This window comes from Micromonospora aridisoli (assembly GCF_056150025.1).
In genome coordinates this window covers 355,261-376,750 of the sequence record NZ_JAXCFK010000006.1, presented here as the reverse complement: position 1 = coordinate 376,750, position 21,490 = coordinate 355,261, and the positions used below count along the sequence as shown (strand labels likewise).

General features: G+C 66.1%; 12 protein-coding genes, 1 tRNA gene and 1 other RNA gene. 3 read left to right on the top strand and 11 right to left on the bottom strand.

Annotated features, from left to right (window positions below; all coding sequences use genetic code 11):
* Positions 1-2,063 precede the first annotated feature (2,063 nt).
* A complete protein-coding gene (locus SM447_RS16065; protein WP_474573589.1) occupies positions 2,064-2,729 on the bottom strand; it encodes a TolB-like translocation protein in 666 nt (221 codons plus the stop codon).
* A gap of 336 nt (positions 2,730-3,065) precedes the next feature.
* On the bottom strand, positions 3,066-8,162 hold the full coding sequence (locus tag SM447_RS16060; RefSeq protein WP_474573588.1) for an RHS repeat domain-containing protein: 5,097 nt from the start codon (positions 8,160-8,162) through the stop codon (positions 3,066-3,068).
* On the opposite strand from SM447_RS16060, the gene SM447_RS16055 reads away from it, so the two are divergent.
* Together SM447_RS16055 and SM447_RS16050 are read left to right on the top strand one after the other, a co-directional pair.
* A complete protein-coding gene (locus SM447_RS16055; protein ID WP_474573587.1) occupies positions 8,155-8,373 on the top strand; it encodes a hypothetical protein in 219 nt (72 codons plus the stop codon). The genes SM447_RS16060 and SM447_RS16055 overlap by 8 nt on opposite strands.
* A 237-nt stretch (positions 8,374-8,610) precedes the next feature.
* Positions 8,611-8,835: a hypothetical protein gene (locus SM447_RS16050; protein ID WP_474573586.1), complete on the top strand. Its 225-nt coding sequence runs from the start codon at positions 8,611-8,613 to the stop codon at positions 8,833-8,835.
* Between the two features lie 669 nt (positions 8,836-9,504).
* On the opposite strand, the gene SM447_RS16045 is transcribed toward SM447_RS16050, so the two are convergent.
* The 3 genes from SM447_RS16045 to SM447_RS16035 form a co-directional block, all read right to left on the bottom strand.
* Positions 9,505-12,198 carry a LamG domain-containing protein gene (locus SM447_RS16045; RefSeq protein ID WP_474573585.1) on the bottom strand — a complete coding sequence of 898 codons (2,694 nt, stop codon included), beginning with the start codon at positions 12,196-12,198 and terminating at the stop codon, positions 9,505-9,507.
* A gap of 1,424 nt (positions 12,199-13,622) precedes the next feature.
* Positions 13,623-13,695, bottom strand: a tRNA-Ala gene (locus SM447_RS16040).
* Positions 13,696-13,785: 90 nt separating this feature from the next.
* Positions 13,786-14,376 carry a YqgE/AlgH family protein gene (locus tag SM447_RS16035; RefSeq protein ID WP_474573584.1) on the bottom strand — a complete coding sequence of 197 codons (591 nt, stop codon included), beginning with the start codon at positions 14,374-14,376 and terminating at the stop codon, positions 13,786-13,788.
* A gap of 294 nt (positions 14,377-14,670) precedes the next feature.
* On the opposite strand from SM447_RS16035, the gene mdlC reads away from it, so the two are divergent.
* Positions 14,671-16,266: a benzoylformate decarboxylase gene (gene mdlC, locus SM447_RS16030; protein ID WP_474573583.1), complete on the top strand. Its 1,596-nt coding sequence runs from the start codon at positions 14,671-14,673 to the stop codon at positions 16,264-16,266.
* 65 nt (positions 16,267-16,331) lie between these two features.
* Here the strand turns inward: mdlC and SM447_RS16025 are convergent, their stop codons facing one another.
* The 6 genes from SM447_RS16025 to prfB all read right to left on the bottom strand — a co-directional run bounded on the left by SM447_RS16025 (position 16,332) and on the right by prfB (position 21,332).
* Positions 16,332-17,279 (bottom strand): hypothetical protein, encoded by a 948-nt coding sequence (locus SM447_RS16025; protein ID WP_474573582.1) that lies wholly within the window; start codon positions 17,277-17,279, stop codon positions 16,332-16,334.
* An 87-nt stretch (positions 17,280-17,366) separates the two neighbouring features.
* Positions 17,367-17,742: a transfer-messenger RNA gene (gene ssrA, locus SM447_RS16020) on the bottom strand.
* Positions 17,743-17,848: 106 nt separating this feature from the next.
* Positions 17,849-18,328: an SsrA-binding protein SmpB gene (gene smpB / locus SM447_RS16015; protein ID WP_474573581.1), complete on the bottom strand. Its 480-nt coding sequence runs from the start codon at positions 18,326-18,328 to the stop codon at positions 17,849-17,851.
* Between the two features lie 139 nt (positions 18,329-18,467).
* Complete coding sequence (gene ftsX / locus SM447_RS16010; RefSeq protein WP_474573580.1) at positions 18,468-19,343, bottom strand: permease-like cell division protein FtsX; 876 nt, start codon at positions 19,341-19,343, stop codon at positions 18,468-18,470.
* Between the two features lie 68 nt (positions 19,344-19,411).
* Positions 19,412-20,092, bottom strand: coding sequence for a cell division ATP-binding protein FtsE (ftsE, locus tag SM447_RS16005; RefSeq protein WP_013731749.1), 681 nt, complete (start codon positions 20,090-20,092; stop codon positions 19,412-19,414).
* Between the two features lie 118 nt (positions 20,093-20,210).
* A complete protein-coding gene (gene prfB / locus SM447_RS16000) occupies positions 20,211-21,332 on the bottom strand; it encodes a peptide chain release factor 2 (protein WP_474573579.1) in 1,122 nt (373 codons plus the stop codon).
* Between the last annotated feature and the right edge of the window lie 158 nt (positions 21,333-21,490).

Genomic DNA, 21,490 nt, shown 5'->3' with positions numbered 1-21,490 from the left:
CCGGGTCCGACCCGACGAAGACGCGCTGCCACCGGGACTCACCCGCGAGTGACACCCAACGCCTGACCCGCTCGCGCTACCCCAGATGGAAAGCGCTCACAGTAAGTGACGCCTACTGCCGCCGAGTACCACGTGGTTACAGCTGTTTGATCTTGCCTTGTGACCACAGATGTGACCACGCTCAGTGTGGGAGGCTTCGTGCCACTCGGTCCAGCCGCTCGCACCCGAGTTTGATCAACTGAGGCAACACTTGGTCCGGCAGCCCCTCGACGACATCGAGTCCTGGTTTAAGGAAGCGCCATTGGGCCCGAACCCGCGTCCGGGGCCGGTCGCCAGCCGAATCTGCGGCTACAGGTCACACCTTTTCGAGCACGACCTGACGGTTAAGATCCGAGTCACCGACGTGCCAGTAAAGAATTACGCTTCCGTCGACCGTGTTCGACAGCAGCCGCGAGCCATAGTGCTCCGTATTCACTCTGATCTAGCGACATAAAATCGAAGGTGACCTCACCACCGTCGGCGTCGCGCCACGCGCCTACCACGATGTCCCTGGTGAGACTAGGGCGAATGCCCCCCTCGAAGACCCTGTTGAACACATAGATCGCTATGCCCAGAACCAGGACCAAGGCGCAATGAAGACTAACGGACTGTCTTCACCCTGGAACGCCGCCGTCCTCGGGAGATCCTCTCGCCTCCTCGGGAACAGGGGCATGGGTATATGCGGCCTGACCCTCGAACCCAACTTAGCCTAGCCATTCAGACCTGTAATCTATCGATGGAAAAGACCCGGGAGGGTGCTAGAGAAGTTAGCACCCTCCCGGGCCTTCACATCAATTTACATACAGGAGATCAGGCTTCATATCGCGGAGCATCCAACTGCCCCTAATCGCCATTATACGCCTTTCAAGTGTGACGCGGTGACCGAGATCAGGGTCACTGACGATCCAGAATAGAACCAACTTCCCGTCAGCCAGATCCGATACGAGCTTGACCGAGAGAAGGGGACGGGAACGTCGTCGAGATCCTCGAAAACCAACGCAAGCTGGGTTTTCTTCTCACTGGAGTCGTTCACATCCGCCTGAATGGACCATCTCCCGACACCGGACACGGTAGACGTAGTCGCCTGCGAGCCAACCAGCGAAGACGGGAGCCCTTTGGCGGAGAACGTCCGGTCGCCCGCAATGATCAGTTCAGACGCGCCACTCCCCCGCCACGATGATCCCACCACTGCTGAATCAGTAAGTTCGGGGCGTTGGCCACTGGACCATCTGCTTACCGAAAAGACCACAGCGACAGCAGCAAGGCAGGCCAAGGATACGACAATCCCCGCCGCCAACCGCCCATAACTCCTAGTCATCACTGGCATGCGGAAACTCGGTCGAAAGTTTCCCGTTTCCCGCTGTCGGGGTCGCCCAGGTAGTGCCAGAACTGCACATGTCCTAGCCAACTCCGCTTCACTCTCAAATCGAACCCAACCGCGGCACCGTCTAGGTTAAAGGCCACCTTTGCGCCCCCAATGCCGCCCTTCTCAAGCCGCCAATCACCGCTCCCGGAAATTCTTTCCCTGCCGCTGCGCCCTTCGTTGATGTCGAAAGAAACGTTCGAAATCGACGCAGCGCCATCAGCGCTCAGGACAATTGCTCCCCCCAGCGGAGACTCGAAGTGTCCACACAAGGAGTGTTCTCGCACTGGAGGCCAGATACCAGCGCTGACGATGCCACCGCAGCAGATGATGACGAGGACGGCGGCGAAGAGCGCCAGAAGGACCCTTCGCCCCCTTCCTTTAGCCTGAGACTTCACTAGCAGCTACCGTTGCCGGAAATAGCGTTCGACAGATGGGGTTAAGAGGTGGGCGGTTCAGCGGGTCATAGCCGGGAATTCGGAAATGAAGGATGATGGTCTGAGTTTGGTTTTGCATGCTATCCAACTACCTGAGGGTGTTGTTCGACTTCCGGTACTGCGACCAGGTATCCGCGTATCCAACCGCTACAGCACCGCCGCTGGGTCTGCTCATCGTGCATGCACGGTCTCCGGACTCGCCGGAGACCGTGCATGACCCTCGATTACTTATTAGTAGGCAACGAAGCAAATCTCAGGCGACTAAGGTCCTCGACGTAGACGAAATCCTTGCCATCAGGCGAGAAACTCGGATGGTACGCCTCTTTACCATCCACAATTCTCGACATCTCCCCACTGGCCACGTCAACCGACCACACCCCGCTTTCTTCGCTTCGAGCGTGGACCGCCACGACAATACTCTGATCGTTCGCCGCAAGGTCAGCAATGCCAGGAACTTCGGCGACAATCCTCGCTGAACCAGTTTTGGGATCCCACTGAACGAGCTGCCAGGTGAATTCCTCCAGCACACTCGGCCCCTGGACCGGCAGTCTGCCGACCGAGTTCGTTGCGATCAAGAAGAACAAGCGCCCGTCAACCACCACAGGCGACTGCACCCAGGCAGCCGATGCACAATCGCCGTCCTCGCCGCTAATATCAAACGCTTTTCCGTCTGTCGTTACGACGGAATCAAAATCCTCAAGCTTGCCGTTTACAAGAGATTGGAGGGCGATACCGCATCCGCGTGGTACTTCCGCATATCCAGTCGCCTTACTATCGACGAGAGCTACATCTCCTAGAAACGGAACCGATGCAAGTGACTCAAGCTGGTGTTCACCCTCGGAGTAGGCAAGCAACTCCGTGCGGGTGCTGGAATCGCACTCCACCGCCACTCTCAGCCCTCCACTTGGGGAACGATGGAGAAAGCTTAGAGAGCCATCGGCACACACCGATCTAGCGGCGGTCTGGTCCAGAACAAGCTCGCCCGACCGTCGGTCCGGCCGCTGCCGCCACAACTGCCTGCCCTCGGATGCCTCTTCGCGAAGATAATATACCCACCCGTCATTCGACCAGACCGATTCGGAGATCGTGACATGCACGCCCGTAAACGAGGACCACTGACACCCACCTGCAAGCGCGAGAAGCAGCAAAGCTATCGGAGCGGCCACCAAGAACGACAATCTCCGAACGACTAGTTGCCCTTGTCGCGACCCAGTTCTTCGCACGTTCTACTTCCCTGGTTCGATCATGACGAGCCAACCGTCGCGGGTGCACACCGAGACGTAAGAGGCGCGTCCCTTCTCGGGTGCTCCGGGGCCACGGCCTGGAGCACCTCCTCCTACCATCAGAAACAGCCTATCCTCAAGCGCCTTCTCATGCTTGGTGGTGGCTCCGACCCCGGCGGCAGCCACATACCATGGTCGAACGTCCACGCCGATCCGCGCACCCACCGAATTGTTGTGCAGATCAGCGTTCGAGTCAGCAGAACCTGGAAGTTCCCCTGGTGTGTCCGTGTCCTTCTCGTGCGCGACACCGAGCGCGACCGCGTCGTCATACGTGAAGCCGTGCACGGTCATCAGTCCCATCCAGTAGGAATGGCGAAATGCGTTACGGCGCCCGGTCGACCAGCGGAAGTTGTCAGCAATCCGATTCGACACGTCGAGCGCCTTCTGTTGAATCACAATCCCTCTCGCGCATGCCAGAAGCCCCATGTCCAAGCACCACCGCGCCTGGTAGAAGCCTAGTGAGCTACCAGTGAAACCGTCATTCGAGTTAGCACCCGAACCCGGGCCCTTGTTACTCTTGCTCTTCCCCTTGCCATGCGCGGTAGTGGTAGCACTCCCCTTCTTGCTAGGCACCTTCACCGGCCGCCCGGAGACTTTAACCTTGCTCTTTCCGGAAGGCGATTTGACGACCTGGGCTCGACGCCCTTGGCCGTGACTGTCCTCTTCAAAGTAAAGACCCGTTGGATCGCTATAGGTGGCCGGCGAATTGTTACTGTAGGTGTAGCCATGCATTTGCTGTGGATCCGCGAGATCCATGACGGGGTCAATCGATATGAAGCGGCCGAGGAAGGGGTCGTATTCTCGGGCGCCGATGTGGGTGAGGCCGGTGGTGTCTTTGGTGCCGCCGACGAAGCCTTTGTCCATGGTGGTTGGCCAGGTGCCGGTGGTGTTGCCGCGGGTGTCGCCGTAGGGCAGGGTGCGGCGTTTGGCGACGGCCAGGGTGGTGGCGTTGATGGTGAGTTCGGCGGTGCCGTGGTGGTCGCTAATGATCCAGTGCAGGCTATTGCTCGTCCGGACGGCGATGGTGGCGCCGGCGTGGCTGTAGTAGCGGGTTGCGGTCTTGGCGGTGGTGGAGTTGGTGTAGCGGACTTCCAGGCCGCCGGGTAGGTAAAGGGTTTTACCGGTGGCGTCGGTGCGGGTGAGTCGGTTGCCGTCAGCGTCGTAGCGGAAGCTGGTGGTGGCGGAGCCTTCGGTGAGGCTGTCGACGCGTCCCTCGGGATTCCAGGACAGGGTTTGGGTGGCGCCGCTGGCGGTGGGTCGGGTGATGGTGTAGCCCGCGTTGTCGTAGCCGTAGTTGCGGCTCCACGTGGCGCCGCCGGTGGCGGTGACGTTGGTGACGGTGTGCGGCCGGGCCGAGCCTGCCGTCGGGTGGGTGTAGGTGTAGACGGTGTTGGTCGCCGCGTGTCGGGTCTCGGTCCGTCGATTTCCGGTGGCGTCGAAGGTCCAGGAGTGCCAGTAGGGTGCCGGGCCACCGAGGCCGGCCACGGTGGGACTCGCCGCGCAGTCACCGGTGTTGGGTGTCCATGCCCGGGTCATTCGCCGAAGGTAGTCGTAGCTGTAGCACTGGCTGTCGGCGGTCTGCCCCTGCGGCTGTTCCTTGATTTTGGTGACGTTGCCGGCCGGGTCGTAGTCGTAGGTCCAGTTCGCCGCTTCCGGCTTCAGCTCTGGTACCACGTTCGTGGTCTTGAGCCGACGCGTGGGTTCGTCGAAGTCGGAGGTGACCGCGACGCGGTAGCCGTATTCGCCGAACTCTCGACCGGTGAGCTGTCCGAGCTTGTTGTAGGTCACCGCCTCGTAGATCTGCGCCGGTGACAGCAGTGACGCTTCGGCGTCGACATCGTTGTAGCCGAACGTCAGCCGTTCTGACGGCAGGTCCGCCGCAGCCGGGAGGGTGACCTGGTGGACCTTGCCGTTGACCCGGTAACTCGTGGTCGTGGTGTAGATGCAGGGGGTTGGTGCTGCTGCCGCGCACAGCTGCGATTCGGCCGCTGGCACCTCTGTTGAAGTGGAGGTGGGGCGGCCGTAGGCGTCGTAGGAGTCAGTTCGGTTGATCCAGGCCTGCCCGCCGACGTAGCGGGTCGCGGAGGTGAGTTTGCCCTTGCCGTTGGGCAGGGTGTCGTAGACCCACTCGGCCCGCTTCGCCCCGGTCGTGCTGCCGTCGCGCACGGTGGTCTTACGGCCGAGTTCGTCGTAGGTGTAGGCGAGGTTTACGGTCGCGGTTCCTGTGCCCGTCGGCGACGTGGTGGTCTCGATGTTGCCGGCCGCGTCGTAGGTGGAGGTCGTCTTTCCCTTGTCCGGGTCGATCGATTCGACTTCCCTGCCGCGCAGGTCATAGCGGTACGACCAGGTGTTGCCTTCCGGGTCGCGGACGGTTTTCTGCTGGCCGAGCAGGGTGTAGGTGTACTGCGTCTCGTCGTACTTGGCCGGATCGGTCGAGCCCACGTCGGCCTGGTTCTTGTACTGCCGCAGCTTGCTGACCTGGCCTTTGGCGTCGAGGATCGTGGTGGTTGCGGTGCCACCGACCGGTGGGGTGGTGTGAGTGCGGTCCCCGCCGTGAATGGTGGTGGTGCTCCACTTCTTCACCCCGAGGGCCTTGAGGATTTCCTCGGTCTGCCGGCCCGCCCCGTCATACTTCTTTTCGGTGATCGACGGGATCTGTCCCTGCGGGGTGCCGAGCGTCGTCGATGGTGCGGCGTTAGTGGTGTCGTGGTAGGGGGCGGAGGTCCACTCCACCTCGCCGCGGGCGTTGTGGAACGTCTCGGTCAACAGCCTCCCGCCGCCGGTGGCCTGGGTCTGGGTCTGACGTGGCCGGAGGAATCCGTCGAAGAGTTCGACGGACTTGCGGTAGGTGCTGCCGGTAACCAGCAACGTTTCGGTGGTGACCGCAGTCGGACCACCACTGTTGCGGACCAGGTAGCTGATCTTCATGTGCGGGGTCTGGGTGGCCTTGTTCCGTCCTGGCTGCCACACGTTGGTGAGTCGGCCCAGCCCGTCGTACGTCTGATCGGTCACCGCCCCGTTCGGGTCGGTCACCTTCGTCGGCAGGTCCCACGCCGGTTCCCGATCGGTGGTCGTCGCCTGGGTCAGAGCGTTGGTCACCACCGTCCGGGTCACCAACCCGCCATTGCTGGTGGTGTAGCTGGTGGTTGTGGTGTAGTTCCGGGCGTCGGTGGTCGAGGTGACCCGGCCATTGGTGTCGTAGGTGTGCGTTGCGGTGCGGACGTATTCCGGGGTGGAGCCGTTGAACCGGTCCAGGTCCTCGGTGCGGACGATGTTGCCTCGGCTCGGGGCGGCGCCGAATGACGAGTCGTTGGTGTAGGTGTCGTAGAAGGCCCGGGTCCGTTTCAGCACCGTGGTCGGATTCGCCGGTTTCGTCGCGGCGGCGCAGGTGCCGGAGAGCACCTCGGTTTGGCTGACCCGGTCGAGCATCCACGTGGCCGCGTTACGGGCATAACTGATCCGGCTACAGGTCTCATCGCCGGTGGCGTTCTCATCACCGAAGTCGTCCACCTCCTCCGGGAATCCGTCCGAGTTATAGGTAGTAGCGGTTTTGGTGGTACGGAACCCGCCAGCGGCCAGCGCGGTACGGGCACGGGTCGAGGCCGTGTCGACGCGCCACGCGTTGGTGGTCACCCCGTTACGTTCCCGGGTGGCGGTCGGTCCCACCCGCAGCGGATCGTTCACCGTAGAGGACACCTCGGCACCGTTGACGCCGCTGCTACTGGCCCCGTTGTAGGTGATCTCCTGCCGCAGGAAGCCACGTAGCGCCTCGTGGTCGGTGATGGACCCACCCCAGGTACCAGACACCTGCACGTCGCGGGTGCCGGTGGGTTGCTTGTCGCCGTGCATGCCGCGCAGGTAGCGGTACTCGACGGAGGTCTGCACCCCGTTGGTTGGGTCGCCCTGGCGCACGCGTACCCGGCCGTAGCCTCGCCAGTCGCCCCAGGTGCGGTACTTGTCCTTAGTCAGCTCGTCGGTGTTGTACGCCCAGGCCGGATTGTCCAGGTAGTCGTAGAAGGTCGTTTGAGGTGGTTGGTCGGTGACCAGGTCATCCTGATCGACGCGGGTCACCACATATTTGTGGAACCAGTCCAGGGTCGGGTCGCCGCTGCCCGGCCAGGAGAAGTACGCCGGCATACACCGTTTGGTGTTCGAGTGCGGCGTCGGCAGGCTGCTGCGGGTGCAGTCATGCCCCGAGTAGGTGATCAGGATGTCGCCGCCGGACTCGGTGCGGATCTGCTTGATCCGCCACCGGTTCAGCTCGGTGCGCTGGTCGGCAGGCCCGTCGACCCGGTTGGCCAAGGGCTCGGCCCCGGGGTTGAACGTGATTTCCGGGTCGGAGACGACCGCGCCGTCGGCGGTGGTCACGTGGCCGGTGCGGGTGACGCCGCGCAGCCACATCGGGGTGCCCTCACCGGTGCCGGCGTTGATGAACTCGTGCCGCAACGCCCAGGACTCCACGTCCCGGTACGACGAGGTGCCGTTACGCAGCTGCGCGGTGACCTTCGACAGCCGCCGCGCCGACCAGAACGTCGGCGAGACGAGTTCGGTGCACGGGGATTCCTTGCAGTACTGGTCCCACGGGGTGTCGGGCCATGAGTTCGGCTTCGGATCCGACGTCCAGGCAGTGCCCGTCCAGCAGTTCGACAGGCACCGCTCCTTGGTCTCGAACAGCACCCGCAGCGGTGCGGCGGCACTGTATTCGGAGCCCTCACGCATGCCGTACTCGATGCGGTCCAGGTAGCCGCCCCGGTCGTAGGTGGTCCGCTGCGTCGGCGTCATGTTCCGCCCGTACGCGCCGGTCTCCTTCTTGTAGAAGTACGCCAGGGAGTTGTTGTTAGGGTCGACCACGTAGTCGAGGTTCCACCGCCATCCCTGGTCACAGCGGGCGTTGGCGAACGTCGAGTTGTAGCACGGCTCATCGACGTTGTTGCCGTAGACCGGGGCGGTCCACGTCGAGTTGGTCACCGGCTTGTCTGACGACCAGCCCGGCAGCTTGTGGTAGCCGAAGTAGTACTGCACCCCGTCCGTGGTGGTCATCTTCCAGTACTCGTTGTCGTTGTCCCCGTTGTCCCGCGCCGAGCCGGTGAGCCGCTCGATCTTCGTGCCGTCGTCGTCTTTCAACCGCCACACCGAACCGTCCCGGATCAGCTCCCCCGCCCGGCCGTTCATCGACAGCGTCGCGTTGTCGCTGAACCAGCACAGGTCGCCGGTCTTATGGCTCGGGTTGTCGTCCGCGCAGGAGGCGTAGCGCCGTTCGATGAAACCGGGCCAGGAGGCCCAGCCGTCGCCGACCCAGCCACCCTGGTTGTTCGACATCGCGGTCAACCCGTCCACACTGCCCGACGAATACGCCAGGCCCACCGACGGCTCGGGACCACCCAGCCCCGGCGGCATCCGCATCTCGTACGACCAGGAAAAGTCACCCGTCTGGGTCGACACATCCCACGTTCCGGCCGGCGACAGGTCCGTCGCCTTGTAATCACCGTTGTCGCCGCCCGAGTCCGCCTGCACCGCCAGCAGCGTCACCGCCTCACCCGACAGGCTCACCTGCGCCGACACCGTCGACGCCTGCGGATCGTTCACCGTCGGCACCGGCGTGGACGTCTGGCACTCCGGCAGCTGTGGCGTGGTCGCCGCGCAGGCGGGACGCTGCACCAGCCGCAACCGCGAACCCCAGTCACCACCGAACGCGTGCGCAAACCCCGAGTAGTCCACCCCGACCGACACCCGGCCAGCGCCCGACCTGTCGTCCGCGCGGCCCAGACTCAACAGCACACCCTGCGCACCCGCCCGCGCTGTCGCCGCCCGGTCGAACACCCGCACCGACACCGCCTCCGGCGCGGCAATACCTCGAGCGCCGACGCCCTTCGGCTCCACGGCCGACACGGTTACCGGTAGGTCACCGGCCCGATGGGCACCCGCCACCGTGGGGCGGGCCATCGCCGTACCCGCCGGCCAGGTCACCGGGCGAGCGCCTCGCACCACCCGCGACTGCGGGAAAGCCGCCGCGGGGACGGCTTGCGGCTTTGCGTCAGTCACCCGCAGTCCGGCAACATCCTTCGGCTTCGGCGGATCCCACTTCGGCGCCGCCTCGGCAACCGACGGCTGATCGACCAACGTCACCGCCAACACCACCGCCAACGGCGCAGACAACCACCGCAGCCGGCGCCCGACACCTAGCCTTGCTTGCGTCCGCCGGAGCGGACCATCGACTGCAACCCTCATAGCGCTGCTCCCCTATGCATGCTTCTAGCGACCAACCGGAAATGGGAACGTGACGAGCCGGCGACACGAATCGGGGACCCCGGGCAGCCTCGCCGCGATGGCAGTCGAGCCTTGACCAGCCGATGACGGTACGGCTGCCCGGGATCGTGGGGAATTACTGGACGGCTTGCTGGCAGATTTCCAGGGCGGACAAGGTCCGTTGGTAGGCATGGACGTCATCGATCTGGCCGCGCCAACGGTTCGCGGCCGCACCCGACGACTGTCCGCGGCCGATCGCGAACGATCCGGTGGCCGACCAGGTTCCGGTGAAGGACGTCTCGGCGTTCTCTCCACCGCAGCGCAGTGGATCACCCATCACGTACACACGGATCTTGCCGGCGGTCACGTCGTAGACGCCCGCCAGGTGCACCCAGGTTCCGTTGGCTGGCAGCCCCCATGCGGAGCCGTCCGTGCAGGCGCTGGTGGAGTTTCCGCCGTCGGTGGGGCGCATGGCGAAACACCAGCCACCCGCGCCGCCGTTGGCGTCCTTGTTGTACATCAGCTGGAAGCGGCTGGCCGTCGTACCGTCCTGACTCAACGCGATCTGGTAGTCGTGTGCCGCCAGGTCGGTTGCGCGGACCCAGGCCATCACCGTGAAGCTCCTGGTCGTGTCCAGCACCGGCCCGGTGGTGGTGATCTGACCGCCGGTCCCGGTGAACGAGGCCGCGTTACCGAGGTAGCCCGGCCCGAACGCCACCGAACCCGACAAGCTTCCCGGGGACAGGGCGCTCCCGCCTGAGCCCGAGTCCGCCGCGGTGGTGCCGGACGCCTCGTCGAACTTCCAGCGGGCATACTTGTTCGGCACCGGCGACACCCAGAACTGGTGCAGGTGCGTCGGACTGGTGTTACCGGCGACGTCCTTGGCCACCACGTTCAGCGTGCTGACCATGTCCTTGGTCGGGGTGTGCGTCACCGACGCCGTCTTCGGATTCGCACCGGAGGCGGCGACCGTGGTCGCCGAGCCGCTGTCCACCCACCAGGTGAAGTCCGCGACATCCGAACCGCCCGACAACGCGAACGTTCCGGCGGTGCCGAACACGGCACCCCACTCCCGCAGCGGGTACTGCGCCGAGGTCACCGACGAGATCACCGGTGGTGTCGTATCCACGCTCAATGTCTGCCACCCCGACCAGCCGCCCACCAGGTTGTTCTCATCCTTGGACTGGGCGCGCCAGTAGTAGGTCGACCCGTTGGCCAACCCGGACGGCACCCGCCACGTGGCGGTACCCGGCGCCGCTGTTGTCGTCGGCGCCGCTGCGTTGCCCGCCACCAATGTCGCCGACGCCGAGGCCGACGTGCGGACCTCGAAGGTGGTTCTCAGGTTTCCGTTGTAGGGGTCCGATACGTTCGCCCGCAGCGTCGGCGCCGTCGTGCGCACCACCGCCGGCGACGTGCACGCCTTGTAGCAATCCGTCGTCGCCGAGAACGCCTGCGCGACCGGCGCGTTCGGCGGCTTGTCGTACGTCGCGATCAGATACGTTTGGCCGGTATAGAACTTTTTCCACCGGTCCTGGTTCGACTCGTACTGGCCCTCGCTGTTGCACGCGCACAACCCGATCGTGTAAATCAGGGCGTTCTCGGTCGCCCGCGTCTGCACATCCGCCCTCACACCGGGAGCGTCGAACACCGCATCCGCGTCCGGCTGAATCGACCCACAACCGCCGGCCTCGTTCGCGTTGCCCGACCACGACCCCAACCAGTACGGCGACGGCAACGGCCGCGCCCCCCACGCCTCCCGACCGCCACTGCTCACCGAGAGACCGCCGGTACCGGCGCGGAACAGATGCACCGGCGTCGGGTCGCAGGACCACGAGTGGTCGAGCTTCATCGTCACCTTCGCCGACAGGACCTGAGTGCCCCGCAAGGTAGCGACATCGAAGTCGAAGAACGACCGGTACAGCACACCGTCGTCCGAGTTGCGACCCACCCACGCCCGGTTACCCACATCCCAGTTCTTGTTCGCGTTGTTCGCATAGGCCCACTTCGAGCGCAACCCGTTGAACGGCGGATCCACGAACACCGGCCAGACGACGTCCGGGTCGATCAGCATCTCGTCATCCGCCAGCACCGTCAGGTCCGACCCGGCGACCTGCACGTCGACGCTGGTGCGCTTGGAGGTGACCGCCGGCTCCGCACCGGTCGCCGGCTCCGCCGCTCCGCTGCCGCCAGGCGACGTCCGGACCTCTCCAGCCAGCGACGGATCCAGCGACGAATCCCACATCGACGCCGCGTGCGTGACCCCCACCGGCTGCCCGGCTGGGTCGAGCAACCGCAACCCGCCCCGCGCGTCCCGCTCGACGCGCATCGAGCCGCCCAACGCGTACCGCAACCCACGCACAGCCGGGTTCGCCGCCGCGGCCGGCGTCAGGACTTCCACCGAATGCGTAAACCCCTCACGCAACGCCGTCACATGCAAGTTCACCCCAGGCAACACCCCGTCGTACACCGCCGTCGCGCCGAGCAACCTCGGCGCCGGCAACGCACCCAACGGCCACGACACCGTGAACGACGAACCGTCCTTCCGCCAAGTCACCAACGGCCCCGATCCACCGGCGGAGAACCGCACATCCGTCAACGTCGCCGTCGGCACCACCGCGCCACCCGACACCGACAGAGTCGGGTCTATCGCCGCCCATGAACCATCGCCCCGGCGCACCCGCTGCGGCACCGCCGCCACCGTCAACGTCTGCGAACCCGACGGGTTGACCACCACCTGCTCGAACTCGGTCCGCTCGCTCAGCGCCTCCACCGCGACGCCACACTCGGCAGCCAACGCAGCGGCGGCGGCCTCATCGGCGGCCTGTGCCACCGAACATTCCGAACCAGACGTTGACGCCTGCGCCCGCTCAGACCCAGAACCCACCACACCAAGACCGGCCCCAACCAACGAGGCCGCCAAAACTCCGGCCAACCACCTCAAACAGCGTGACTGCGCTACACCGAATACAGACGAAAACAAGACCCCCAAGGCAAACCTCCCCGTGAAACGGCCACAACTGCCGCTGACTGCTACAGACGACACAAAATACTGATAGCCACGAACACCGCACCCGAGCCACGCGTCACGCCACGACGCCGCCGCTCACGCCAATGCAGACGCTCAGCCATCCGACACCCCCCGTGATAAATCCCAATCGATGCGCGAACTGTAACGATCTCGAACAGTCGAGGTAAAGAGAGGTCACAAGCTGCAACCACAAATCGGACATCGCCCTGCTTAAGCGTCCGGACAATCGCTCTGCGCAACCACGCAGCAGACAAGCAGACAGAATTTCACAACCCTCTATTAACGTTGCGGTTGCATCTTGTATGGCATGATGACTTGTAAAGGATGCAGGGGAAATCCTGCGGGCCATGGCCGACGTGCGCGAACTGTGGCAGCCAAACAGCGGCATACCACCGACGAACGCAACCGGAACCCCGGCGCCTAGCACCCGCACGCGCGCGAAGCCGCCACAGCGCCGGCCACCGTGCAGTCGCAGCCTCAAGCTCACTTCATAATCCCGAAACGCTCTGCCCCGCGGACCAAGGACGGAATCAGGCAGCTCGATCATGGCGAGGGCATCAGATGATGCATCTTATGGGTGATCGAAGGGTTGCCGCTGCGCCAGGAAAATGGCGGGAGAGCTGTTCAAGATCACAGTCGGGTTTCTTCAACACCATCCGTAAAGTGCAAGCACTTCAACATGGTCGTCGCATGTAATGCTGCGCAAATTTCTCCGGCGATCGGCGGAGTCCGAAAATGCAGGATCTTCCATAACCTTCGCTTTTATGAAGAGCGGAGTCGGTCAACACCAACCCTGCCAACCTCACACGTCGATGGATTTCGCGAAGGTGGCGCGTCCGGTTGCACCGTTTCCAGTCCCCATACTGCGCCTCGATCTCGTCGGCGACCACCGGCCTTTGGGCTCGCCTCGATCCGTGCGACTCAAATCATGGTCAGCCACCCCGCCACGCACCAAGCGGGTACGCCAGCACACCGGCGCTGCCGTATCTGACGACACAGGTCGGCACCCTGGTACCACACTGCCTTGCGCCCCACATTCCGCCCCGGCAGCACTCGGACAACACGCGCAGTCGAAAGATCCCTGGTCAGAGGCCGGTTCTGACGAGACCTCAACACCGATCTCCGAAGTGCAGTGTGGGGCGCTGCGTGACCACGGCCGTGACCACGAGATCACAGAAATCGGCACCAGTCGATGACTGATGCCGATTGACCTGCGTAAACAAGGGTGGAGCCGAGGGGACTCGAACCCCTGACCCCCACACTGCCAGTGTGGTGCGCTACCAGCTGCGCCACGGCCCCTTGCTGTCGCCCCCGGTCGCCCGGGCACTGGGAGAACTATACACACGCCCGCCAGCATGGTCATCTCGCGGGGGTGTCCGCCGGTGTCGGTCAGTTCAGGGCCACGTCCGGCGGGAAGTGCGCGACCGCGGCCATCATGCCGCCCTGCCGGCGCAGCACCATGGGCCAAAGATCGTCGGGCCGGTCGACGAACGCGTCGCCGGGCAGCGCCTCCAGCACGAACCACGAGCCGTCCTCGATCTCCTGCTCCAGCTGCCCGGTGCCCCAGCCGGCATACCCGGCGAAGACCCGGATGCTCTGCACGTTCTCGCGGAGCCGCTGCGGGTCGACCGACAGGTCGAGGGTGCCCACCGCGCCGGAGACCTGGTGGAAGCCCTTGAGGCGGCGCACCGGCGGCCGCATCCGGGCCAGACAGATCGCGGAGTCGGGCTGTACGGGACCGCCCTCGAACAACACTGCCGGGTGGCGGGCCAGGTCGCCCCAGTCACGCAGCACGTCCGCCACGGGCACCTCGGTCGCCCGGTTGAGCACCACACCGAGCGCACCGCCGGGCTCGTGCGCGACCAGCAGCACGACCGTACGGTCGAAGTTCGGGTCTTTCAGCGCCGGTGTCGCCACCAGCAGCTTCCCGGTCATCGACTCCGTCGCCCGCCCGCCGATCGCCTGCCCCTCTCCCTGCATCACGCGCACCCGTCAGCCGTGCACGGAAAGGCGGAACCGGTCACACTCGTCGACGGTGGGTCCAACCGGTGACATCCGCGCTGTCATCGCCATGCCTGGCACCATAGCCTGCGTCCCCGACCCAGGCGAAGGTCTGACGGTCGGGTGATCGACAGACGGGCGGGCGGGGCCGGACGGCCCTCGGGGCGGGTCGCCGCCACCGCGGCGTGGCGCCGCTGTGCGCGGCAGGGGCCGTTGCCCGATCAGTGCCGAAAAGCCCTGGACAGCCGAGTCACCCCGATACATTCAGAACTGATGGCAACGGTCCGCGACACCACCTACGACCTGCTCCGGGCCCTGGGCATGACCACCGTCTTCGGTAACCCCGGTTCCACCGAGGAGCCGTTCCTGCAGGCGTTCCCGGACGACTTCCGCTACGTGCTCGCGCTGCACGAGGCGTCGGCGGTCGGCATGGCCGACGGGTACGCACAGGTGACCGGGGCTCCGGCGCACGTCAACCTGCACACGGCGCCCGGTACCGGCAACGCCATGGGCAACGTCGTCACCGCCTGGCACAACCGCACCCCGCTGATCGTCACCGCCGGCCAGCAGACCCGGGAGATGCTGCTGCTCGAACCCCGGCTCACCGCCCGGCACCCCACCGAACTCCCCCAGCCCTACGTCAAGTGGGCCCACGAGCCGGTCCGGGCCCAGGACGTCCCGGCGGCGCTCATGCGGGCGTACGCCACCGCGGTCCAACCGCCGACCGGGCCCGTCTTCCTCTCCCTGCCGCTGGACGATTGGGCGCAGCCCGCCGGCCCGCCGCCGCAGGTCCGCACGGTGGCGACCCGGTTCGCCCCCGATCCAGAGCGCCTGCGCCGGTTCGCCGCGACGCTGGCGACGAGCCGGTCGCCAGCGCTGGTGTTCGGTGCCGCCGTGGACCGGTCCGGGGCCTGGGAGGCCGGGGTCGCCCTCGCGGAGCGACTGGTCGCCCCGGTCTGGTCGGCACCGGCGCCCGAACGGACCGCCTTCCCCGAGGACCATCCGCACTTCCGGGGCGTGCTGCCCTTCGCCATCGGTCCGCTGGCCGAGCAGCTCCGGGGACACGACACGGTGCTGGTGGTCGGCGCCCCGGTGTTCCGGTACTACCCGCACGTGCCCGGCGAGACCCTGCCGGACGGTGCCCGGCTGCTGCACGTCACCGACGATCCGGAGGAGGCGGCCCGCGCGCCGGTCGGCGACAGTCTCCTCGGGGACGCCGGACTAACCCTGGCCGCGCTGGCCGACCTGATGCCGCCAGCGGACCGACCGCCACCGCCGGCCCGGCCCGCACCGTCGCCGGTGGAGGATTCTGTTCCGCTCAGCGCCGACGCGCTCTTCGCCGCGCTCGCCCGGCACTGGCCCGAGGACGGGGTGCTGGTGCAGGAGTCTCCGTCCAACCTGTCGGCGCTGCGTCGCCGGTTGCGGTTCAGCACTCCCGGGTCGTACTTCACGATGGCCAGCGGTGGTCTCGGCTACGGCCTGCCGGCGGCCGTCGGCATCGCACTGGCGCAGCGCGACACCGGCCGCCACCGGCCGGTGGTCGCGGTGATCGGCGACGGCTCGTTCCACTACTCGGTGCAGGCTCTCTGGACCGCCGCCCAGTTGCGCCTGCCGCTGGCCGTCGTCGTGCCCGTCAACCAGCAGTACGCGATCCTCAAGGCGTTCGCCGAACTCAAGAACACCCCGGGCGTACCCGGGCTGGACCTGCCCGGCGTCGACATCACCGCGATCGCCCGTGGCTACGGCTGTGCCACCACCGTTGTGGACGCTCCCGATCAACTCGGTGCCGCGCTGTCCACGGCGTTGCGGGCGGAGGGGCCGACCGTGCTGCCGGTGCCGATCCGCACCGACGTACCGCCGATCCTCTGAGCCCCGGGCGCGGATGGTGCTCCGGCCGACGCCGTCCCGGGACCGGACGGCGTCGGCCGGAGGGGTCAGTCCGCGGCGAAGCGCAGCGGCGCCGCGCCGACCACGTCCAGGACCGGACGGCCTCCCAGCGGTGCCCGCAGCGTCACCGTGACCGGTTCCAGCTTGAGCATGTCGTTGCAGGCGCCGGTGGCCCGCACCACGGTGCCGCCGACCACGACGACATCATCGTGCTCCTGCACCAGCGGGGTGATTCCGGTGTCGCAGCTGCCCACGCCGAGCCGGAAGGTCAGCGTCGCTCCGTCGACCGCCGCGATGTCCTGCGCGCCGACCAGCTCCTGCGGTGTGGGCCCGGACGGGGTGATCGGCTCAGGCAGGGCCGCCACGGCGCTCGGCGCGACCGCGACCCGGGCCACCACGGCGTTGATCTCCTCGACGCTGAACAGCCATGCCGGTGCCTGCGCCTCGCCCCGGCTGGTGTGCACCGGGACGGAGCCCAGCTCGACCCTGGTCACGGTCAGCGGGACGCAGGCGGTCAGCGGCTCGCTGCTGACCGGCGCGTCCGGTCCGTCGGGCGGGTTGGCCGGCGGCGGTGTGCCCGGATCCCTGGGCCGCCCGGGGCAGGGCGGCGGGTCTCCCTGGTCGAGCTGCCGGTACGCCTCGACCGCGGTGACGAGTGGCACGCGGAGTTCCCCGTCCGGGAACCGGACCGTGCCGTCGTCCGGCTGCCCGGGCGGCAACGGCACCTGCTCCCGGTACCAGCCGGCGTGGAAGGCGACCTTGGTCTCCTCCGTGAACTCCGGGTCACCGACGAGCACCGTGGGCTCCTGGAGCGGCAGGTAGCCGGAGGTCCACGCCGCATCCGGGCGCCACGCCTCGGCGACCGCCGTCGCCCGCTGCTCGAATCCGTCGTGACGGTCGCTCGACGTGCCAGGTCCGGTCTGCTCGGTGCCCACCGGGGCACATCCGGCCATCATCAGCAGTGGCAGGCCCAGCAGGGCGAGTGTGCGGCGCATACCGGGTCTGACGGACCGTCGCCCCGGACGGTTCCATTCGATACACGACTGCGCGCCCCGGTCGGGTGACCGGGGCGCGCAGTCAGGTGGTGGAGGTGCCGGGAATCGAACCCGGGTCCTTCGCCGCCTTGTCAGGGCTTCTCCGAGCGCAGCTCGCTGTGCCTCTACTCGGCCCCTCCGATCACGCGAGCGAGTCGGTGTGACGGGCCCAGTCGCTGATTGATCTCGCCGCACGGACCCCGCGACCGGGTCCGGTTGGCCAGCCTTCTAGCTGATGCCGGCTAACTGGGTCGAAGGCGCTCCCAGGCCGACAGACTTGCTACTCGCCTCAGGCGGCGAGAGCGAAGTCAGCGCGATTGTTCTTGGCGCTTATTGGTTTCCGACGAACGATTCTCGAGACGACGTCGGCTTCCTCGGCTCGCTTCCCCTGCCGCAACGTACGAAGTCGAAACCAGTCACCCCCTCGACAGGCCGCCGGTGCTGGCGGCTCCGACAAGCCTAACGCCTGCCGCAACCGGATTCATCCCGAGCCCACGCCGAAACGCGGCCACCGGACGATCTCGGACAAATCAGTCTTCCATCCCCTTACCTCGCCGGCCGACCGCCCGCTGGATCTCCCGGTCGGCGTCCCGCTTGGCGAGGTCCTGACGCTTGTCGTACGCCTTCTTGCCCTTGGCCAACCCGATCTCCACCTTGGCCCAGCCGTCGGAGAAGTAGACCTGCAACGGCACCAGGGTCAGCCCGCTCTCCCGGAGCTTGCCGATCAGCCGGTCGATCTCCAGCCGCTTGAGCAGCAGCTTCCGGGTGCGTCGCGGTTCGTGGTTGGTCCAGGTGCCCTGCACGTACTCGGGGATGTGCATGTGGTGCAGGTAGATCTCGCCGTCACGTTCCTGGGCGAACGCGTCGACCAGCGACGCCCGCCCGGCCCGCAGCGACTTCACCTCGGTGCCGGTCAGCGCCATGCCCGCCTCGTACGTGTCGAGGATGGCGAAGTCGTGCCGTGCCTTCTTGTTGGAGGCGACGACCTTGCGCCCCTTTTCCCGTGGCATTGCCGCGCCACCTCCCTTCCGTGTTGCCGCCCTGGCCGGCCGAGCCGGCCGGAGAGCGGAGATCATGCTACCCGAACGACAAGGGCCCTCCCGCGCCGTTTATTCCGGCACGGAAGGGCCCCCGAGCTTACGAGCCCCGCTAGACGCGCAGGTAGAAGCGGAGGGTGACCCAGGCGGTTATCGCGCTGATCAGACCACCGACACCGGCCATCACCGGGAAGGTCAGGAACACCTCGCCCCAGCTCACTGGCGCGAAGAGGCCCTGCAGGGCGCTGAGCGCACCGTCGAACAGGAATATCTTGAGCGCTATCAGTGCGCCGAGACCCAGGATCGAGCCGATCAGGCCGGCGACCACCGCCTCCAGCACGAACGGTGCCTGGATGAACCAGTTGGAGGCACCGACCAGCTTCATGACCGCGACCTCACGGCGCTTGCTGTACGCGGCGACCTGGATCGTGTTGGCGACCAGCAGCAGCGCGGCGATGGCCATCGCGACCGCGGCGACCAGGGCGATGTTCTGCCCGGCGGTGAAGAGGTTGAAGATCTTGTCGAGTACCTGACTCTGGTCGACGACCTGGTCGACCCCCTCGACCGAGGCGTACTGGTCGGAGATGGTCTTGTACTCCTCCGGGTCCACCAGCTTGAGCCGGTACGACTCCGGCAGCTGGTCCGCCTTGACCGCGCTGAGCAGGTCCGGCGAGTCCCGGAACATCTCCTGGAAGCGCTGGAACGCCTCGTCCTTGTTGACGTACGTGACCTGGGAGACCAGCGGGTCGGCCTCCAGTTGGCCGGCGAGCGCGCTGCGCTGCTCGTCCGTCACCTCGGCGTCCAGGAAGATCGAGACCTCGATGTTCTCGAAGTACAGCTGCTTCATGTCGGCGACCTTGGTGTAGATCAGGCCGCTGGCACCGAGCATGGTCAGCGAAACCGCCATCGTGATGATCATCGCGATGGTCATGGTCACGTTGCGCCACAGTCCGACCAGTACCTCGGACATGACGTATTTCATCCGCATCGGGATTTCCTCCGGCTCTCCGGCGTGAGGTGTTCGTCGTCAGATCGGGGTGCGGTGGGTAGGTGTCGTCACCCGTAGACGCCGCGGGCCTGGTCGCGAACGATGCGGCCGCTCTCGATCTCGATGACGCGGCGGCGCATCTGGTTCACGATGTTGGAGTCGTGCGTGACCATCACGACGGTGGTGCCGGTGCGGTTGATCCGGTCCAGCAGGCGCATGATCTCGATGGAGGTGTCCGGGTCCAGGTTTCCGGTCGGCTCGTCCGCCAGCAGGATCAGTGGACGGTTCACGAACGCCCGGGCCACCGCGACGCGCTGCTGCTCACCACCGGAGAGCTCGTGCGGGTAGCGGTGCTCCTTGCCGCCGAGGCCGACCAGCTCCAGCACCTCCGGCACGACCCGGCGGGCCACCGCCTTGGTCTTGCCGATCACCTCCAGCGCGAAGGCCACGTTCTCGTACGCGGTGCGGTTGGGCAGCAGCCGGAAGTCCTGGAAGACGCAGCCGATCGAGCGGCGGAAGTGTGGGCGCTTCCAGGACCGCATCGAGGTGACGTCCTTGCCGTTGACGACGACGCGTCCCTTGTTGGGGGTCACCTCGTGCAGCAGCATCTTGATGATCGTGGACTTGCCGGAGCCGGATGGGCCGATGAAGAAGACGAACTCGCCCTTGTCGATCGACACGGACACGTTGTCGAGCGAAGGCCGCGACGCCTTCGGGTACGTCTTCGTCACTTGCTCAAGCTGAATCACGGGTGGTGAGTCTACGCCGTGTAACTGTCGTGCCAAGTCCCACGCCCCGCCGTTGCGGGACAAGTCATCGAATCAGCACGTCAGGTGGAGATCGTCGACGCACTCCGCCCACGATCGATCACGCACGGTCGCCGGCCAGTTGCTGCTGCTTGCGCCACCGGATCCCCGCCTCGATGAAGGAGTCCAGGTCACCGTCGAAGACCGAACTCGGGTTGCCGGTCTCCTGCTCGGTACGCAGATCCTTCACCATCTGATACGGGTGCAGCACGTAGGAGCGCATCTGATCGCCCCAGGAGCCGGCGGCGTCGGTCTTGAGTCCCTGGAGCTTGGCCTGCTCCTCCTGGCGCTTGCGTTCGAGCAGCCGGGCCTGGAGCACCCGCAGCGCGGAGGCCTTGTTCTGCAACTGCGACTTCTCGTTCTGGCAGGTCACCACGATGCCGGTGGGGATGTGGGTGATCCGCACCGCCGAGTCGGTGGTGTTGACGCTCTGCCCGCCCGGACCCGAGGAGCGGTAGACGTCGATCCGCATCTCGTTCTCGGGGATGTCGATGTGGTCGGTCTGCTCGACCACCGGCAGCACCTCGACCCCGGCGAAGCTGGTCTGCCGCCGCCCCTGGTTGTCGAACGGGCTGATCCGGACCAGTCGGTGGGTGCCGGACTCCACGCTGAGCGTGCCGTAGGCGTACGGAACCTTGACCGTGAAGGTGGCCGACTTCAGGCCGGCCTCCTCGGCGTACGAGGTCTCGTAGACCTCGGTCGGGTAGCCGTGCCGCTCGGCCCAGCGCAGGTACATCCGCAGCAGCATCTCGGCGAAGTCGGCCGCGTCCACGCCACCGGCGCCGGCCCGGATGGCCACCAGCGCCTCCCGGGAGTCGTACTCCCCGGAGAGGAGCGTGCGGACCTCCATCTCCTGGATGGCCTTGGTCAGCCCGGTGATCTCCGACTCGACCTCGGTGAGGACCCCCGAGTCGGACTCGGCCTCGGCCAGTTCCAGCAGCACGCGTGCGTCGTCCAGTCGCGACCGCAGACTGCCGAGCTTGTCGATCTCGCCGTTGACGTACGACAGCTGCGAGGTCACCTGCTGGGCGCGGGCCTGGTCGTCCCAGAGGTCCGGGGCGGACGCCTCCTGCTCCAGGCGGGCCTTGTCCGCGCGGAGACGGTCGAGGTCGAGCACCGCCTCGATGTTGCGCAGGGTGGCGTCGAGTTCCTTGAGCTGTTCGGCGAAGTCGGCAGCGGTCACGACAGACAAGGGTACTGCTCGGACGAGGAGTGAGCTTGCGAGCCCCGCAGTACGAGCCAAAACAACCCAGCTCGGACGAGGAGTGAGCTTGCGAGCCCCGCAGTACGAGCCAAAACAACCCAGCTCGGACGAGGAGCGAGCCGGCGGGCCGGCCGAGC